This window comes from Zwartia panacis (assembly GCF_030410395.1).
Lineage (GTDB): Bacteria > Pseudomonadota > Gammaproteobacteria > Burkholderiales > Burkholderiaceae_B > Zwartia > Zwartia panacis.
This window is the reverse complement of the sequence record NZ_JAUHHF010000015.1, coordinates 43,316-59,141: the sequence shown is the minus strand read 5'-3', so window position 1 is coordinate 59,141 and position 15,826 is coordinate 43,316. Positions and strand designations below refer to the sequence as shown.

At 41.2% G+C, this 15,826-nt stretch carries 11 protein-coding genes; 3 read left to right on the top strand and 8 right to left on the bottom strand.

Going from position 1 to position 15,826, the window contains the following annotated elements; genetic code table 11:
• The first annotated feature begins 236 nt into the window (after positions 1-236).
• On the top strand, positions 237-1,667 hold the full coding sequence (locus QWY30_RS15025) for a glycosyltransferase (RefSeq protein WP_290242376.1): 1,431 nt from the start codon (positions 237-239) through the stop codon (positions 1,665-1,667).
• On the opposite strand, the gene QWY30_RS15020 is transcribed toward QWY30_RS15025, so the two are convergent.
• Genes QWY30_RS15020 through QWY30_RS15000 form a run of 5 tightly spaced genes read right to left on the bottom strand, consistent with a single transcriptional unit; the run spans position 1,664 to position 9,607 of the window.
• Positions 1,664-3,688: an acyltransferase family protein gene (locus QWY30_RS15020; protein ID WP_290242374.1), complete on the bottom strand. Its 2,025-nt coding sequence runs from the start codon at positions 3,686-3,688 to the stop codon at positions 1,664-1,666. The two genes, QWY30_RS15025 and QWY30_RS15020, sit on opposite strands and share 4 nt — an antisense overlap.
• 46 nt (positions 3,689-3,734) lie before the next feature.
• Positions 3,735-5,129, bottom strand: a complete 1,395-nt coding sequence (locus QWY30_RS15015) for a DUF2142 domain-containing protein (protein WP_290242372.1) — start codon at positions 5,127-5,129, stop codon at positions 3,735-3,737.
• A gap of 46 nt (positions 5,130-5,175) precedes the next feature.
• Positions 5,176-6,384, bottom strand: a complete 1,209-nt coding sequence (locus tag QWY30_RS15010) for a glycosyltransferase family 4 protein (RefSeq protein ID WP_290242370.1) — start codon at positions 6,382-6,384, stop codon at positions 5,176-5,178.
• Positions 6,381-8,552, bottom strand: coding sequence for a bi-domain-containing oxidoreductase (locus QWY30_RS15005; RefSeq protein ID WP_290242368.1), 2,172 nt, complete (start codon positions 8,550-8,552; stop codon positions 6,381-6,383). The genes QWY30_RS15010 and QWY30_RS15005 overlap by 4 nt, the downstream gene beginning before the upstream one ends.
• A complete protein-coding gene (locus QWY30_RS15000; protein ID WP_290242366.1) occupies positions 8,549-9,607 on the bottom strand; it encodes an NAD-dependent epimerase/dehydratase family protein in 1,059 nt (352 codons plus the stop codon). Before QWY30_RS15000 ends, QWY30_RS15005 begins: the two co-directional genes overlap by 4 nt.
• Before the next feature lie 206 nt (positions 9,608-9,813).
• On the opposite strand from QWY30_RS15000, the gene QWY30_RS14995 reads away from it, so the two are divergent.
• A complete protein-coding gene (locus QWY30_RS14995) occupies positions 9,814-10,680 on the top strand; it encodes a class I SAM-dependent methyltransferase (protein ID WP_290242365.1) in 867 nt (288 codons plus the stop codon).
• A gap of 6 nt (positions 10,681-10,686) precedes the next feature.
• On the opposite strand, the gene QWY30_RS14990 is transcribed toward QWY30_RS14995, so the two are convergent.
• Entirely contained in the window at positions 10,687-11,877 is a 1,191-nt protein-coding gene (locus tag QWY30_RS14990) for an acyltransferase family protein (RefSeq protein ID WP_290242364.1), read from the bottom strand.
• A 34-nt stretch (positions 11,878-11,911) separates the two neighbouring features.
• Complete coding sequence (locus tag QWY30_RS14985; RefSeq protein ID WP_290242363.1) at positions 11,912-12,892, bottom strand: glycosyltransferase family 2 protein; 981 nt, start codon at positions 12,890-12,892, stop codon at positions 11,912-11,914.
• A 132-nt stretch (positions 12,893-13,024) separates the two neighbouring features.
• Between QWY30_RS14985 and QWY30_RS14980 the strand changes: the two genes are divergently transcribed.
• Positions 13,025-13,888 (top strand): class I SAM-dependent methyltransferase, encoded by an 864-nt coding sequence (locus QWY30_RS14980; RefSeq protein WP_290242362.1) that lies wholly within the window; start codon positions 13,025-13,027, stop codon positions 13,886-13,888.
• A gap of 7 nt (positions 13,889-13,895) precedes the next feature.
• On the opposite strand, the gene QWY30_RS14975 is transcribed toward QWY30_RS14980, so the two are convergent.
• Complete coding sequence (locus QWY30_RS14975) at positions 13,896-15,746, bottom strand: hypothetical protein (RefSeq protein ID WP_290242361.1); 1,851 nt, start codon at positions 15,744-15,746, stop codon at positions 13,896-13,898.
• Between the last annotated feature and the right edge of the window lie 80 nt (positions 15,747-15,826).

Sequence of the window (15,826 nt, the reverse complement as noted above, 5' to 3'; positions counted from 1 at the left end):
CTGCGCAAAAAGCGTCTTGCCGACGTTCATGAGACATCCCCCAGAGGCTAACCCCTAGGAAAATACCCAAAAATGATGAATTTGAATTCAAATCGGCACCAAATAAAATCGGCCGCTAGGCCACGCCTGTATTGGCTTTTACTGATTAATGACCCGGTTTAACCGGACACTACTGCTGTTATTATTTAGCTAACAATATTTTCTGAAGGTGCTGCGCTTTTAAGCGAAAAATTGATATGAGTACATTTGAATCCGAAGCAATTGAGTATCGCTCAGAGCGGCTTAAGTATTGGAACGATATTAATGCATTTGCTCCCCGAGCTCAGTCAGCTTATTATCGAAAAAAAATAATATCAACCTATCGTCAATTAGTACCAGAAAATTTAAGTGTTCTAGAATTAGGTTGTGGTCAAGGGGATCTTCTTTTTGCCTTAAATCCAAGTCATGGAGTAGGTGTTGATTTTTCAAAGTCAGCTATTGACCGAGCGATTTCGCTTCACCCATATATAGAATTTATTCTTGCAGATGCTCAGAATGTAGACCTAAGTGAACGATGCTTTGATTATATTATCGTTTCGGAATTAGTAAACGATGTTTGGGATGTGCAAACTCTTCTTGAATCGTTAATAAAATACTGTTCCCCTAGCACTCGCGTAATCTTTAATTTTTACAGCCATCTCTGGAATATCCCTCTCGCCATTACTAGCAAGATAGGCGTGGCCTCTCCAAAATTAGCTCAAAATTGGTTGGCCCCTCAAGACATGAGAAATCTGCTTGAGATCTCTGGTTTTCAGCCACTCAGACATTGGACTGAAGTACTGATCCCCATACGCATCCCTTTTATTTCAGATTTTTCAAACCGGTATTTAGCAAAATTATTCCCCTTCCGCTTTTTATCCATGGCCAATTTCATGGTTGCACGACCGCTTCTAGAGCCCAAAGTGGTCACGCCTAGTGTCTCGGTGATTGTTGCTGCACGCAATGAGTCCGGTCATATCAAAGAGCTCATCTCACGCATTCCAGAGATGGGAGCAGGAACAGAAATCATCTTTGTCGAAGGACATTCCTCTGACGACACATATGAAGTGATTGAAAGAGAAATTGCAGCCCATCCAAACAAAAAATGTAAGTTGATCAAGCAACAAGGCAAAGGGAAGGGTGACGCAGTCAGAGCAGGTTTTGATCTTGCGACAGGCGATGTGCTGATGATTTTGGACGCTGACATCACGGTACCACCAGAAGATCTGCCACGATTCTATGCGCTAATCGCGAATGGAGATGCAGAATTTGTCAACGGCGTTCGCTTAGTCTATCCAATGGAAGGCGATGCAATGCGTTTTGCAAATCTGATTGGAAATAAGTTTTTTTCCTGGGCGTTTAGCTGGCTATTGGGGCAATCAATTAGAGACACTCTATGCGGAACAAAAGTACTTTGGCGTGAAGACTACAAGCGGATTGCAGACAATAGATCTTATTTTGGTGACTTCGATCCTTTTGGAGATTTTGATTTGCTTTTTGGTGCAGCTCGGCTGAACCTTAAAATTCTTGAAGTGCCTATCCGCTATCGAGCGAGACGCTATGGAGAAACAAATATATCGCGCTGGAAACACGGTTGGTTATTATTAAGAATGGTGGCATTCGCGGCAAGACGCATTAAATTTATTTAATGAAGGCTTTGATCAATCATTCTTTCTAGATCTTCTTTGAAATGCATGACGCCTTGAGAAGTTAAGTGATAGGTATCTTCGTAGAACATCACTCCGTCAACGATGCTGTGACAAAGCGTTCCGTCGCATAATTTATGAGTTGGCGTGTAAAGACTGATACGCTTATTTGTAAGGTTATCGAACACTTGATTGATAAGTTGAGTATTCAGTTCAAACTCTTTTTGTGGGACTGTGACTTCCCCTTTAGACAGGCCTATCAAATCAACAACGCGTGTGTGTGGATTTCTAGGAAGGACAGGCCAACCCTTAATCACAATTACGTTGGAGATTGACGTCAACTGATCTAGCGTATCGGGTAAATTTTCTGTTAACACCTTTCTAGTGGATGCAGGATTTGCTATATCATCCGTCACATTTGTGAGAAATTCTTTATTTCCGTAAACGGTCCAAGCTGCAGCGATGACGACTAGGTCAGGTTTGAGTTGACGGATAAAATCAACAACTTCACCTTGTATAACACCGTCAGCACAATATTTTTTACTATCTTCAAAAGTAAAAGAGCTTTTGCGAGCCTGAATAATGGGCGGACAAGAAAGATGAAAAATATTAACGATTGCGTAATTTTTCTCTTTTGCAATCGTTGCGAAAACAGGAAGTAAGGACACAACTGACGAATCACCCCATAACAAAATTGTCTTTTGTGGCTCTTTTGATGCGTAACGCTTACAAAACTGCAGGGCTGGAGAGTTGATTATGCGACTATTCAAGCCTTCCGTACATAAAGTTTCGGGCGGAAAATCAATTTTTACAAATGGTGCATTTTGCAAGCTAGCTTTGACCACCAAACGATTTTCTATCCCTTGATTCAAGAAAATCCAATAGCCAACACCACCAAAAACGAACATTGTTACAAAAATTGTATTTAAAGCAAAGTGCCTATTTTTATTTTGATGTCGTATTGGTTTTTCAATAAAAACATAAGTCGCCCACGCTAAAAAAAATGAAAGGGTAACAATAAATAAGCGAACAAAACCTGTTGGAGTTTGATTCTCTAAAATTCGCGCAAAAGACAGTAGAGGCCAATGCCATAAGTAGAGTGGGTAGCTGATGAGGCCGATTCCAACCATGACTCTATGGGATAGAACCGTGCGATTGATCAATGCTGATGGACCAGCGAGAACAATGAGTGCGGCACCTAAAACGGGGAAAAGTGCCCAAGCGCCTGGGAAAGCACGTTCCTTATCAATGAAAAACAGAGCACATAAAATTAAAAGAAAACCAACGATAGATAGCCCATTTTTAGAGGCCTGTGAAAAAAGTCCATTGTTTCCAAAAGAATTGCTTTGGACCCAATATGCAATTAACGCGCCAATCAATAACTCCCAAAATCTTGTGAGCGGCGAGTAAAATGCAGCAGTGAGATCAACAGAAGTTTGGTGTAAATTAAATGCAAATGAGAGGCAACAGATAACAATAATTAGCCATTTAATATTTACTTTCTGTTTCCACGCAAATCCTAAAATTAAAGGCCAAAAAATATAAAACTGCTCTTCTACACCCAAAGACCACAAATGAAGCAAAGGTTTTGTATCGACAGCATTATCAAAATACCCACTCTCGCTCCATAAGACAAGGTTTAACAAAAAACCTGCGCTCGCCAATACATGCTTACCTAGCTGAGCGTACTCATCTATTAGCAGGACGACCCACCCAACAGTCAAGCAGGAGGCTAAAACAATCAAAAGAGCAGGGAAGATGCGTCGAATACGACGTTCATAAAAGCGACGGATACTAAAAGTATTTGTTGAAAGTTCTGAAAAAATAATTCCAGAAATTAAATACCCTGAGATTACGAAAAAAATATCTACGCCAATAAAACCACCAGGTAATCGTCCTGGAAACGCATGATAAATAACCACTACTAATACAGCCAAGGCACGCAAACCATCAATGTCTGGCCGATAAGATTTGAAATCAGGTTGGACTGAAAATGGAGATATTTCTTTAAATGTCGTGCCCACAATGATGTCCTGTGACTGTGGCTGTATATTCAGGTTGTCTGCGCGGTTACTTGGTCTGCTCGAAGTATCTGCTGTCGAGGAGCTGACTGGTATTCACAACGCTAAATACGCCCAAACAAATTAGTAAAATTAGTGCACAAAGCTGTTTTTTAGAATTCGCTGTAACTGTCACATCTGCAAATGCATAAGCAAGCATGAGCACAGGGATTAGAAAATATCTTCCAACGACGCCATGCACAACAATGGCTGGATGTGGTGTCCATGTCACCAGCAGGGCAAAATAAATCAATAATATCGACCCGACTGAACAAATCACAAGAAATAGCCTAGCCTCAAGGTGAATATGCAAATTACGGACGGTCATCGAAAGTAATGCAATCAGCGAGGTCAAACCTAACAAGTAGAGATACTCTTTACCTTTAAATGGTGTATCGAGCCAACCTAACATACCAAAGAAACTACTTAAGTATGAGCGCCAAGCTTCTGAGCTACTCAAAGTTGTCTGCATGACAACGACAAAATCCCACGGGTGATTTAAATACCAACTTACGATTGTGGATGTAGGCGCCCCAAGCTTGACACGACCATCCACACTCGTTGTCACCGCAATTATCTGCCAAACAATGACGAGGAGTGCGGCAAGAAAAGTCAGAAAAAAGTAGCGCGGCTTGCGCATAAAGTAACCACAACTTGCCACCAAAAGAATCAAAGAAAACTGCTGAACACGACTTGAAGCCAATAGCAACCATGCAATCATTAAAGTATAAAAAAGCCACTTTGCTGATTGCTCTTTGTTTTCAGTAATTTTTAAAAATGCAGAAATAAGAAAAATTGAAATTGCCGTTGCGATCCCATCTAAACTTGCTGAAGCAAGCTGAAATAAACTCATAGGGATCACTAGTAATGCCATGACGAGATAAGGTGGTTGATAAAGCTGAAATGAAAAGTAAAGAATCCCGCAGATCACAAGTAATAACAATGCCCTGGTGAGCTTGTAAGTCGCATCAACCGACAGATTAAGATGCTCACCCATTAAGAGCCCTAGAGCATGTATGCTGTAAATGGCTGGGAAATAAAAAGCCATCCCTGGAGCGCGATTAAATTCTGTTGTCCCAGTCCATTCTATTTTCTTGGCAGCAGCAAGTTCATAGTCTGAAATCTTGCGATCAGGATTAAAAGGCAACGGTCTAAAGGCATCCATATAGCGAGCGAGCCCAGATTCAATGAAGCCACCTGATACTTCATCTTTAGGCACCTCAAGAACAATCACGCCTTTGCCAAATAAATAGGCTCTGGTGACATGCTCAAATTCATCTGGTGATTGAAAAGGAGGAATGAATGTAGATAAAAAATTACACACTACAAATAACAAAGCTACAAATATTATATTTTTACGGCTATTAGTTTTTGTTGTAGTGATCGCTGCATTTTTGTCAGTCATGAAATGCACTCATTCATTTCTAAAGCATATCTAAAAAAATAGGAACTTAATTGAGCATTGCTTCAAGCTGGGACACGCAGACTTCTTTAGAAAAATGCTGCTTCGCATATTGTTTCCCTGACAATCCTATGCGACCAAACTCCGATTCTCGCGAAAGCAAATCTTTCATCGCTCTGACACACTCTTGCACATCAGCAGAATTTGCTGAAACACCACAATTTGCATCCGATATCATCTGATGCGCATCACTTGTTGTATGAAGAAAAGCAGCAACTGGCAATCCAGCAGCCATGTGTCCTAATATTTTCCCCGGCACGACTGGGGTTTGATTCTGTGGGCTTAAACATACGAGCCCGATACTGCAGGCGCTGAGTAAATCTGGATAAATATCTCGTGAGATAAAACCCTCAAAGCGGACATTTGAGAGTCCTTTAGTCTTGGCAAGCGTCTGAAGTCTTTCTTTTTCTTTACCATCTCCAACTAGTAAAAATAAAAGATCCGTGTTCTCTTGCATCTGCTCTGCAATCATCAAAATCAGATCAAGATACTGTGAGGGGCCCATTACACCTGCAAAGACAGCAACGTGCTTTTGGTGAATTGCCCACTTTTGCTTAAAGTTTACTGTCGAATGCTCAGAACTATGGTGTTCAACATCCACCCAATTATGTAAAAGCTTGAGTTTTGATTCGATCTTGTCTTGCTGCTCCAAAAGCATCTTTCGATTACCTTCGGAATGAACGGTGACGATGTCAGCAGTTTTATAGGCATACTTCTCTAACGCTTTAAAAAACTTAATTTGAGCATTGCTGCGCAAAATTCCAAGATCAATGGCGTTCTGGGGGAATAGGTCTTGGATATTCAAGATGTTTCTCACCCCATATTTTCTAAGCCAGCTTCCGACGAGTGCCAAAGGCAAAGGAGGGCTGTAAACAACAACTGCGTCTGTCTTAATCTTGTACCGTCTAAGTTTGAGTAAAAACTGCAGTGGCATTAATAATTGAGATAATCCACGCACAATGTAATTGACGTTATGGTGAGGCAAGGTTTTGACTCGAATCACGTTAATCGCGTCTTCAATTTCAAACTCACTAAATTTTTTGTGTTCGATTGCCTGATCTAAATTGTATTCGGGCCACGTAGTAATCACGGTGACGTCATGGCCTCGATGTTCAAGCTCTTGTGCAAGCTCAAGCATCAGATGAGAGGCGGAGCGAATCTCCGGTGGATACGAATCGGTAACAAGTAGGATTTTCACTTTGAACCAATGGTAATGATAGTTGCGGTTGCTAAAGCGCGCTCAATGGCAAAAATGACGTCCATTGTTTCGAAGGATTCATTTAATGAAACAACGGGTGATTCAGTTCCCTTCACGCAGTTCACAAAGTGCATCAGCTCTTGTGAATATCCCATTTCTTGTCCGCTGGTCTTAAAGCTTTCTGACTTACCGCCTTTATGAAACTCGCTTACCCGAAAATCTTTTGAAACAATCGTTTTCTCATCAAAAAATATTTCAATCATTTCTCGGGAGTACGCTTTATCACCGGACGCAGAGTAAATCATAGAGCCGACAGAACCATCGCTCAGTTTAAAACTGATGGCGATATTGTCATTATTAACCGCACTTCGGTTATCGCCAGAAATCCTTTCTGCCGATACTCGCACAATAGATGCTTTTGCCAAGCATTGAATAAGATCAATAAAGTGAGACATTTCACCGACTACGCGGCTTCGACCTTCATCTTCTGAGTGAACCCAGTGCGAGACAGGAATAAATCCTGTGTTAATGCGCATTTGTAAAACCAGCGGTCCTTGACGGTCAGCCAACCACTTTTGCATTTGCACTGCGTGCGGTGAAAATCTTCTGTTGTGCCCAACAAATACTAGAGGTAATGAGCTAGCTTCGGAGGCAGATTCACGCAAATTCGCGAGCTCGTCAACGCTCACGCAAATTGGCTTTTCCAGAAATAGCGCTTTACTCATTTTTATTGCAGAAAAAACAAGTTGTGCATGTTGGCTGTGAGGTGTGAGCCCAATAACGGCATCTAATTGAGAATTTCCCCAGACACTATCTGTATCGGTAGATTGATTTAAAAATCCGAATTTACGTGCACTGTGCTCAACACTCGCTCCAGAACCTGTTACTAAGGTATGAAGGACAACGCCAGTCTGCGACTTCAGGGCAGGTAGAAGTAAAGCTTTTCCAAATAACCCAGCGCCAATCACACCAATTTGTATCTTGTCTACGTTGCGAGGCATGACTTGCACTGGGGCTAATGTCATTGTTCGTGCAATGTGTGCTGTCTCTGGATAATTCAGCAATACGCCTATAGGCTGAATGAGGCTGCCTGCAACGAATTGTCCATATACACTCTCGGCCTCTTCGATGGCGAACCGATGTGTAATTAGGGACAACACATCCACTTTTTTGTCTGCAATTAAACGTAGAAATTCTTGCAAATTACGTTTTTGTGTCCAACGAACATCGCCAATCGGAAGATCAACACCTTCTATTTCATAGATGGGGTCTAAGGATCCAGGGCCTGCTGCTCGTGAAACGACGAGTTCGATCTCTTTGAGCCACAGCTCATTTCTATCAGGATGAATATCTGCAGTGCCAACGATGACGATTCGCCCTTTGGTGCGACATAACTTAATCGACTGATCAACCAAGCTCCGATCTTTGCTCGCTGCAGTAATGATGACTGCATCAGCTCCATATCCTAAGGTTTTGTGATTAGAAATTTGCAATAAATCTTCTGCATTCGTCGTAACGTTCGCAAATCCTAATTGCTTGGCAAGTTCTACCTTGTCCAGCGCAGGATCTATAGCAAGCACTTCACAGCCGTAAGCGCGAAGAATTTGGATCGTCAATAAACCCAACAATCCTAGACCCATCACAACGACATGTGAACCGAATGTCAGATTGGCACTACGCACACCATGCAATGCGATGATGCCCAGCATTCCAAATGCCGCCTCATCATCCGTCACACCCTTGGGAATCTGTGCGGCCAGATTGACAGGGATTGAGACAAATTCAGCATGTGAAGCAAACCCCTGTCCTACACACGCCACTCTGTCGCCTGGAGAAAATTCGGTTGCAGCGGTTCCGCACTGCTCAACGACGCCAGCACTGCTGTACCCCAGAGGCGTAGGCGTATCTAGGCGTCCCATGGCCTCTTGCCATGTTTTAAGTAAGCCTTCTTTTTTGGCTTTATCCCAGGCGCGTCGGACTAGATCTGGTCGTGAGGCGGCCTTACCTAGCAAGGATTTCCGGCCTAGTTCAATGGTTGAGCGTTCGGTACCTAAACTGATGAGCGAGTGGCTGTTACGGACCAGAATACGTTTGCTGCCACACTGTGGTACTGGGACTTCTCGTAGTGTGACCTCTCCAGTCTTGTAACTTTGGACAACCTGTTTCATTCGCGTTCAGCGTCTTGACGTAAAACATAATTTTTAACAGCAGAGGACATACCTGGAGGGAACTCTGCATCACGAGAAATGTCTTCCCAATTATCCTTAAACCACTGAATGGTTGTTTTTAGCCCATCTTCAAACGTTGTCTTAGGATCGTATCCAAGTAACTCTCGTGCGCGGTCAACGCTTGCAAGTAGTCTGGACTTTGTATCCCATTTGCGTCGATCGGTGTAAAGCAGCCCTGCCTTATTACCCGTTAATTCATTAATCATCTCTGCCATTTGAACGATTTCCGTCTCTGTGGCGGAGGCAATATTCATCTCAGCACCAATTGCCTCTTCAACAATACCTGCACGTAAAAGTGCATCGACGATATCCATGACATACGTAAAGTCGCGCGTCATTTTTCCATCGCCAGTAATTGGTAATGGCTGACCTTTCATTGCCCAATAAATAAAGTTGGGAATGACGTTGCGATACTGCCCAGGGACTTCGCCTGGTCCATATGAATTAAAAAAGCGGGTTTTTACAACGGGCAGGCCATAATGATGCCAATAAAAATTACAGTACAACTCCCCTGCCATCTTGGAGATTTGGTAGGGGGTCGTGAGGTGCATGGAAACAAAGTCTTCTTTTAGCGGAAGTGGCGCCTGTGCACCGTATATCGCACAGCCAGAGCCTGCGTATACAAATCTTTTGAGACCGCCTTGGAGTACAGCGTATTCCAGCATCTTGACCGTACCAAGCTGGCTCACCAATAAATCTTTTTCTGGATAATCTACGGAATTTTGATTGGCGAAAAAAGCGGCCAAATGAAAGATGTAATCAGGCTTTTCATGAAAAACCCTTTTTAAATCAATGTCATTAGTAATGCTGCCTTTTACAAACAAGACATTGGGCAGGTTAGGAATGCTCCAATTGTATGACGCGGATAAATCATCAAGAATGATTACCTTTGCGGCACCCGCTTGAGCGAGTGCTCGGGTCAAGTTGCTACCGATTGCACCGGCACCACCCGTGATTAAGATGGTTTTATCTTTATAAGATTCGTTAACGATCACTCTAAACATCCTAATTTACATTCACATAGCTAGATTGTAGCGATGTTTACATCGGAAACTACTAATCCTAACCCCTTTGACGCGAGCACTGCGCCGACCACTTAACGCTACAATTTGGGCACTTACAGTCTCGTACTTAATTACGCTCATACCATCTGCTGCAGTAACGGAATTCTTCGACCCTAACCATCTGCTAGTTTAAACAAATGTCACTTGCATACTTAAAAAAACTTAGTCAAACATACATTTGGAAGCGTATCTTCTACGAGCGCCTCTCTGAGCCAATTCATTTGAATATCATTGCGCTATTTGTTAGCCTTTTTGGTTCATATAGGACAAAAATTGACTTCGATCTGGTAATCAGGCCACAGCATGCATACTCTCTGTTAAGTGTCGCTGATCAAGCAAAAGCGCTTGGGTACGATCGAGTATCAATTTTCGAATTTGGCGTTGCCGCAGGTTCAGGATTGATTAATTTGCAAGAAATCGCAAAAAAAATAACAAAATCAACAGGCATTCATTTTGATATTTACGGTTTTGATACGGGTGCTGGCATGCCGCCGCCACAATCCTATAAAGACCATCCAGAGATATATCAAGCTGGCGACTTTCCGATGGTTTTTGAGAAACTATCGCGCCTGCTAGATGACAACACAAAATTAGTTCTCGGACCTATTGCAGAGTCAATGAAGGCATTTCTCGAAAAAGATTTTTCTAAGGCACCAATAGGATTTGTTTCAATTGATGTGGATTATTACAGTTCTACCGTTGATGCCCTAAAGCTACTAACGCATTCTGCAAACAACATGCTCCCTCAGGTCATGATTTATTTGGATGACTTGGAATACCCTAGTCACAACTCATGGTGCGGAGAACAAGCTGCCGTTCATGAGTTTACTGAGGAGCATCCAATGCGACCAATAGAAAAGCATCCTTTTCTTAGAAGTTACAGAATATTCAAAAATGCGCGATGGATTGACCACATGTATCAATGTCACGTTTTAGATCATGCAGTTCGCAATCAACTTACCCCAAGCCGGTCTAATATTGTATTGTCTAATCCATATTTATAAATAGATTCATCGATTCAAAAAATAATGACCTAATCGAGTGGCAGGGATCTCGACCGTTCGAAATAATACATATCCGATTAAAATGACAAACGGCGCAGTTAATCCCACAGCCACGACAAATCGAATTGAATCGTCTAAAGCCAGAAAGGCATGTTGATTAACTAGCCAATATACGATTGGTATAACAATCAATATATGGGATAAATAAACTGAATATGAGATATTACCTAAAAATCTGAGTGGCTTAAGACTAAACAATTGGTCAAGAATAAACGACCGATTTAAAACTAGAATTATAAAAAGTGCATAACCCAAGATAACAGGTTTACTTAATGGAAGAATGCAAATCACGCTCGCTAAAACTGTATATACATTAACCATTAAGCTAGGTTTTTCCAGCTGTCTATTGCGCAGCCAGACTGCGATCACCAGCCCCGCCATAAAAGCATTCAGCCGATAAACTATAAAACTAGGCTGGCCAAAATGTGCAATCGAACCTGGTGTTAAGTAATTTCCGAAAAGTGAGGGCGCATAAAAAGCAAGAACTGCTGTTAGTGCGGCTAGCAAAATGATATGAATTCGACCAAACATCAACAGCAGTGCTGGCATGATTAAATAAAACTGCATTTCCAGCGACAAACTCCAGCCAGGGAGTGGCGTTGATGACTCCATTCCAGGAACCGCCCCGAATGCAAAAGTGGTGTGCAAGAACAGCCATTTAAAATTGGAAAAGTCCCAAACGGTATGTGGGTTATAGCTACTTAAACCCTCCGCCCATGGGGGGGGAATCAACTTATGCGTTGCATCATGCATTTCTGCCAATACTGGCAAAAAACAAAAGCAAATGATGAGTAAGAAATAATAGAGTGGTGCGATGCGAAAAAAACGATTCGCATAAAAGGGGATCGCTATTTTGGTAAAACTAAAACTAAAAGTGTGCCTAAAACTGATAGCTGTTTTCCATGTATAAACCATTAGAAAACCTGACAAAATCATAAATAAGTCGACAGCTAGGGCATGCATGCCTAAAACATAGTTTTTAAAACCTACCGAATTAGCCAAATGCCCTAGGTAAACCCACATTGCAAGTAAGCCACGAAATCCATCCAGTGCCGATAAATGCGAGGGCATCTCAAGTTCATTTTTCTTATTATGACCAGTGTCTGATCTTTGAGTAATTGAGGATGGAGTGTTCATTAAAGAATGGCATGTAATCAAATCAAGTGCGTTACTACGTTCGTCTTCGCTTTAATCGATGAATGGGTCTGCGCGGGACAGAGGCAATATCGTAGCCAATAAAAGACAAAATAAGTTGCAAACCAATTAAGAGTGGCATCGCTGCCACCATGACCGTACCAGCCGATGCTGGTATGCCAACATCGGCTGATATTAACCATTGATAGCCACCGAATACAACACCAAAAAAGGTCAATAAAAATCCTAAAACAAGTTGAATAGAGGCGAGCGACAGGTCTCTCAGAAAATAGTTATAAAAAATTCTTTTACAAAAGTTTTTAGTGTGTTTGTATAGAAATTCGCCCATTATCTTGGATATTTTAAGATGGCTAGTTTCCTCGCCATACTTTGCATCCATTGGAACGTCAACGACCATGGCCCGAAGCGTATTTAGCCGAAATAACATATCAGTTTCAAAGAAATAACGTTTGCTAATTTTATGAAATGGAAGATGCTTACAGGCGTCTGCATGTATCGCGGTATACCCATTGGTGGGATCGAATAAATTCCAGTAGCCAGAGGATAACTTTGTAAGTAAGGACAAAACGGCATTGCCGAAAATTCTTACTCTAGGCATTGATCGGATCTTCTCCAAATCATAAAAGCGATTTCCCTTTGTGTAATCAGCTTCACCAGAGATGATTGGCGCAATAAAATCCGGAATAAGTGCAGGATCCATCTGCCCGTCACCGTCAACCTTGACAATGATGTCTGCTTTATCTGCAAGTGCAGCCTGGTATCCGGCCATCACTGCGCCACCCACACCTTGATTGACTGGCTGATATAAAACGCGAACTCGAGGGTCGGTAATGAATGTCTCTACATACTTACCTGTTTCATCCGGGCAGGCATCATCCACTACGTAGATACCCCATACTGATTCAGGTATGCCATGAATGACTTCGCTGATATGCTGAGTAACCCGATAGGCAGGTATCACGACAGCCACTCGCCATTCGTCTTTATTCTCGAACACTAAACCTGACTCCAAGTCGTGGCGCTATTGCCTGTAAACGCCAGTTCAATTTAAGTAACTTAATAAATCAGAAAAAACTTAAAGGCCCATTATCTATTACATTAATAGATCTGTACATTTAAGAGCTTCTTCATGTTAGACAAAGCATGCCCGGTTTGCAAATCAGTCATGACAGCTGGCAATGAGCCTTGGCATTTTGTATGCAAGCGTTGTCATTATGAAATGGCAACACTCCTGCCGACCATCAATAAAACAGACCTGCACCGTCCGCTGGATGAGTTCTCGCGGGAGTCTGGTCTACGCACAGTAAGAAATATCAATTTCAAGACACTGTTGAATAGAATCTGCACGTTTACTTCTAACCATCACAAATTACTTGATGTGGGCTGCGCACACGGCTGGTTTCTTGAGTTGGCCAAGAATCATTTCGATGTGCTTGGCATTGAACCTGATCAAACAATATTTAAACAAACTTTAAAGCTCGGCTTACCTATTAGGATGGGTTATTTTCCACAGATTTTAAGTACAGACGAAAAATTTGACGTCATTGTTTTTAATGATGTGATTGAACATATCCCAGATATTCAGTCAGTATTGTCTGCTTGCAATGACCATCTAAAGGATGATGGGTTGCTTGTATTAAATCTACCTGATAGCAATGGAGTGTTCTATCGCCTTTCAAAAATATTCAATTTCATCGGCATGAAAGGATTTTTCGAAAGAATGTGGCAAGTGGGGATGCCCTCACCACATATCCATTACTTTAATCAAAAAAATCTAGGGATTCTTCTTGCGAGCCAAGGCTTCGAAGTCAAAGACAAAGGTCGCCTAGAAACACTCAGCCTCGATGGTTTATATACGAGACTGACCTATGCGAATAAAAAAACAAGACCAATCGTCACAAGCTTAATCTATTGCCTAATCTTCATTGCCATGCCACTGCTGAAAATTCTGCCAAGTGACATCGCGTATGTCATTACACAAAAAAAGAAATAAACTCAATTTACTCAAGGCGGCTAAATGATTCAATTTTGCCATCAGTTCGGATTATCCTAAAAAGACTGGGTGATCCGTTTTTAGTACTATCTTTATCAAATAACGTGCCGCCAGATTGCCAAAGTTTTTCATCACCTCGGTAAACCGCTAGGTACTCATATCCATCCAAGAGGCTTGGTAAATTGACATCACAAGACCAAACATCACCCTCATAGTATTTTTTTCCAATACTCCAACACCAAGACATTGAGCTTGTGTAGGGAAGCATGGCGTAATAAAACATAATTCTTTCTAGCCCATTAGAATTTTGCGCAATAAAATACACTTTTTCATTGGGTTGAATATACTTTTTGACTTTGTCAGCAAATGACTCCGTTCTCTGACGAAGCTGATAAGCTTCGCCGCCAGCCTCAATCAATTTAACTTCTTTGAAAAATACGCTTGGAACAAGTAAACATATAAACAATCCAACTGCAGCGTGTACAGTCACTAAGGACTTTGTTTTCAGTTCATCAATCGCGCTGCAGAGAAAAGCAAAAAGCAATAGCATCCAAGCAAGGATATAACTAGAAAAATACCTTTCAAAGGATGCGAGTCTAATGCCTTCGTATTCTGTAAAAAAAACAAGATAACTTAAAAAAAGTGCGGCGAGATAACCCAGTGCCCCAACAAAAATTATCGCTAGTGTCCAGACAAGTTTTGTTCGCAATATCCTAGGTTTAATTAAAACGACAGCCACACTTAAAAGAATAAAAATAATTAACAAAAACATTAAGGAAGGGCTAGCAATCGACCAACGATCAGTTATGCTCAAAAACCCAGGCTTTAAAACCCTAGTGAAAAATTCGCTCGTTGTGAGGGATAAGCGCTTACTTAAAGCAGGCTCAGTAAAAATGCTGAAATTCGGAATTACCACATCTCGAGTTGCTTGGATTTTTGCGACATACCAAGACCACGACTTTAAAACACCTAAAGTCGCTGCAAACCCAAGCAACGCAACGATCGTCGGGTAAAGCAATCTAGCTTTTAATGAGTTATTTGAGGATTGGTTTTCAAGAAAATAAGAAACATAGAAAACACCAAATGCAACAATGGCTAACAAAATAGCTATTTCTTTGATTAATGCTAAGGCAGCAATAGCAATAAAAAACACGATGACAGTGGTAATTTTTTTAAGCTGACTATAGGCCAAAGCTAAACAGGCTGCAAAGCATACACCCAGCAATTGATCAGAATAAATTGTTGAGTAACTATAATTAAAAAAATACAAAAATGATGTGGCAATAATGAAAGTGAGCGAGACATTTAGTGGCCTCTTAACTATGGAGCCCACCACGCACAGAATCGAAGACAAAACCCAAAACGTTTGTGCATACAACACATTTTTTTCAGACCAAAATGTTTGTTTGACAAAGTAGTACTGAAATAGCTGTTGAATGGGAGGATAAGATTTTAAAAAAATCGGGGAGTCGCTTTTGAACAATGCATTTGTTTCATATATTATTTTTGTACTGCTTGCCCAAAAAGAAAACTCATCCCATATTAAGAATTTAAAATCCTTAGCAACAGCAATATAAAAAACAATAAATGGAACAACAATCAACACATCAGAATAGGGAATGTTTAAAGATTTAGGATTCCTTACAATTCTAATAATTTGTAAAATCGCTAAAAAGCATCCCAAAGCAGTAGCAAATATCAAACCAAGGGAAAGCAAATCAAATAGTGCAAAAAAGAAGAGGACCAAGCTTACAGAACAGCAAAATATAAAAGGTGCTTTATAGCGACCAATTTCTGCTTGTTGGCTAATAAAGCTTATCAGTCCGAAACTAGATAAAAAGAGAAGAAAAGTTGACATAGTGAATCCGTTGGTTTCAGGTCCGAAGTGCAACTTTGATTATGTAGTTGTTTTGGTTAGGTGAGTTTTTGGAGTCTAAT

Coding starts and splice junctions, on each gene's coding strand:
- QWY30_RS15025 (WP_290242376.1), top strand. CDS start 237: ATGAGTACATTTGAATCCGAAGCAATTGAGTATCGCTCAGAGCGGCTT.
- QWY30_RS15015 (WP_290242372.1), bottom strand. CDS start 5,129: ATGACTGACAAAAATGCAGCGATCACTACAACAAAAACTAATAGCCGT.
- QWY30_RS14990 (WP_290242364.1), bottom strand. CDS start 11,877: ATGAACACTCCATCCTCAATTACTCAAAGATCAGACACTGGTCATAAT.
- QWY30_RS14975 (WP_290242361.1), bottom strand. CDS start 15,746: ATGTCAACTTTTCTTCTCTTTTTATCTAGTTTCGGACTGATAAGCTTT.
- QWY30_RS14995 (WP_290242365.1), top strand. CDS start 9,814: ATGTCACTTGCATACTTAAAAAAACTTAGTCAAACATACATTTGGAAG.
- QWY30_RS14980 (WP_290242362.1), top strand. CDS start 13,025: ATGTTAGACAAAGCATGCCCGGTTTGCAAATCAGTCATGACAGCTGGC.
- QWY30_RS15005 (WP_290242368.1), bottom strand. CDS start 8,552: ATGAAACAGGTTGTCCAAAGTTACAAGACTGGAGAGGTCACACTACGA.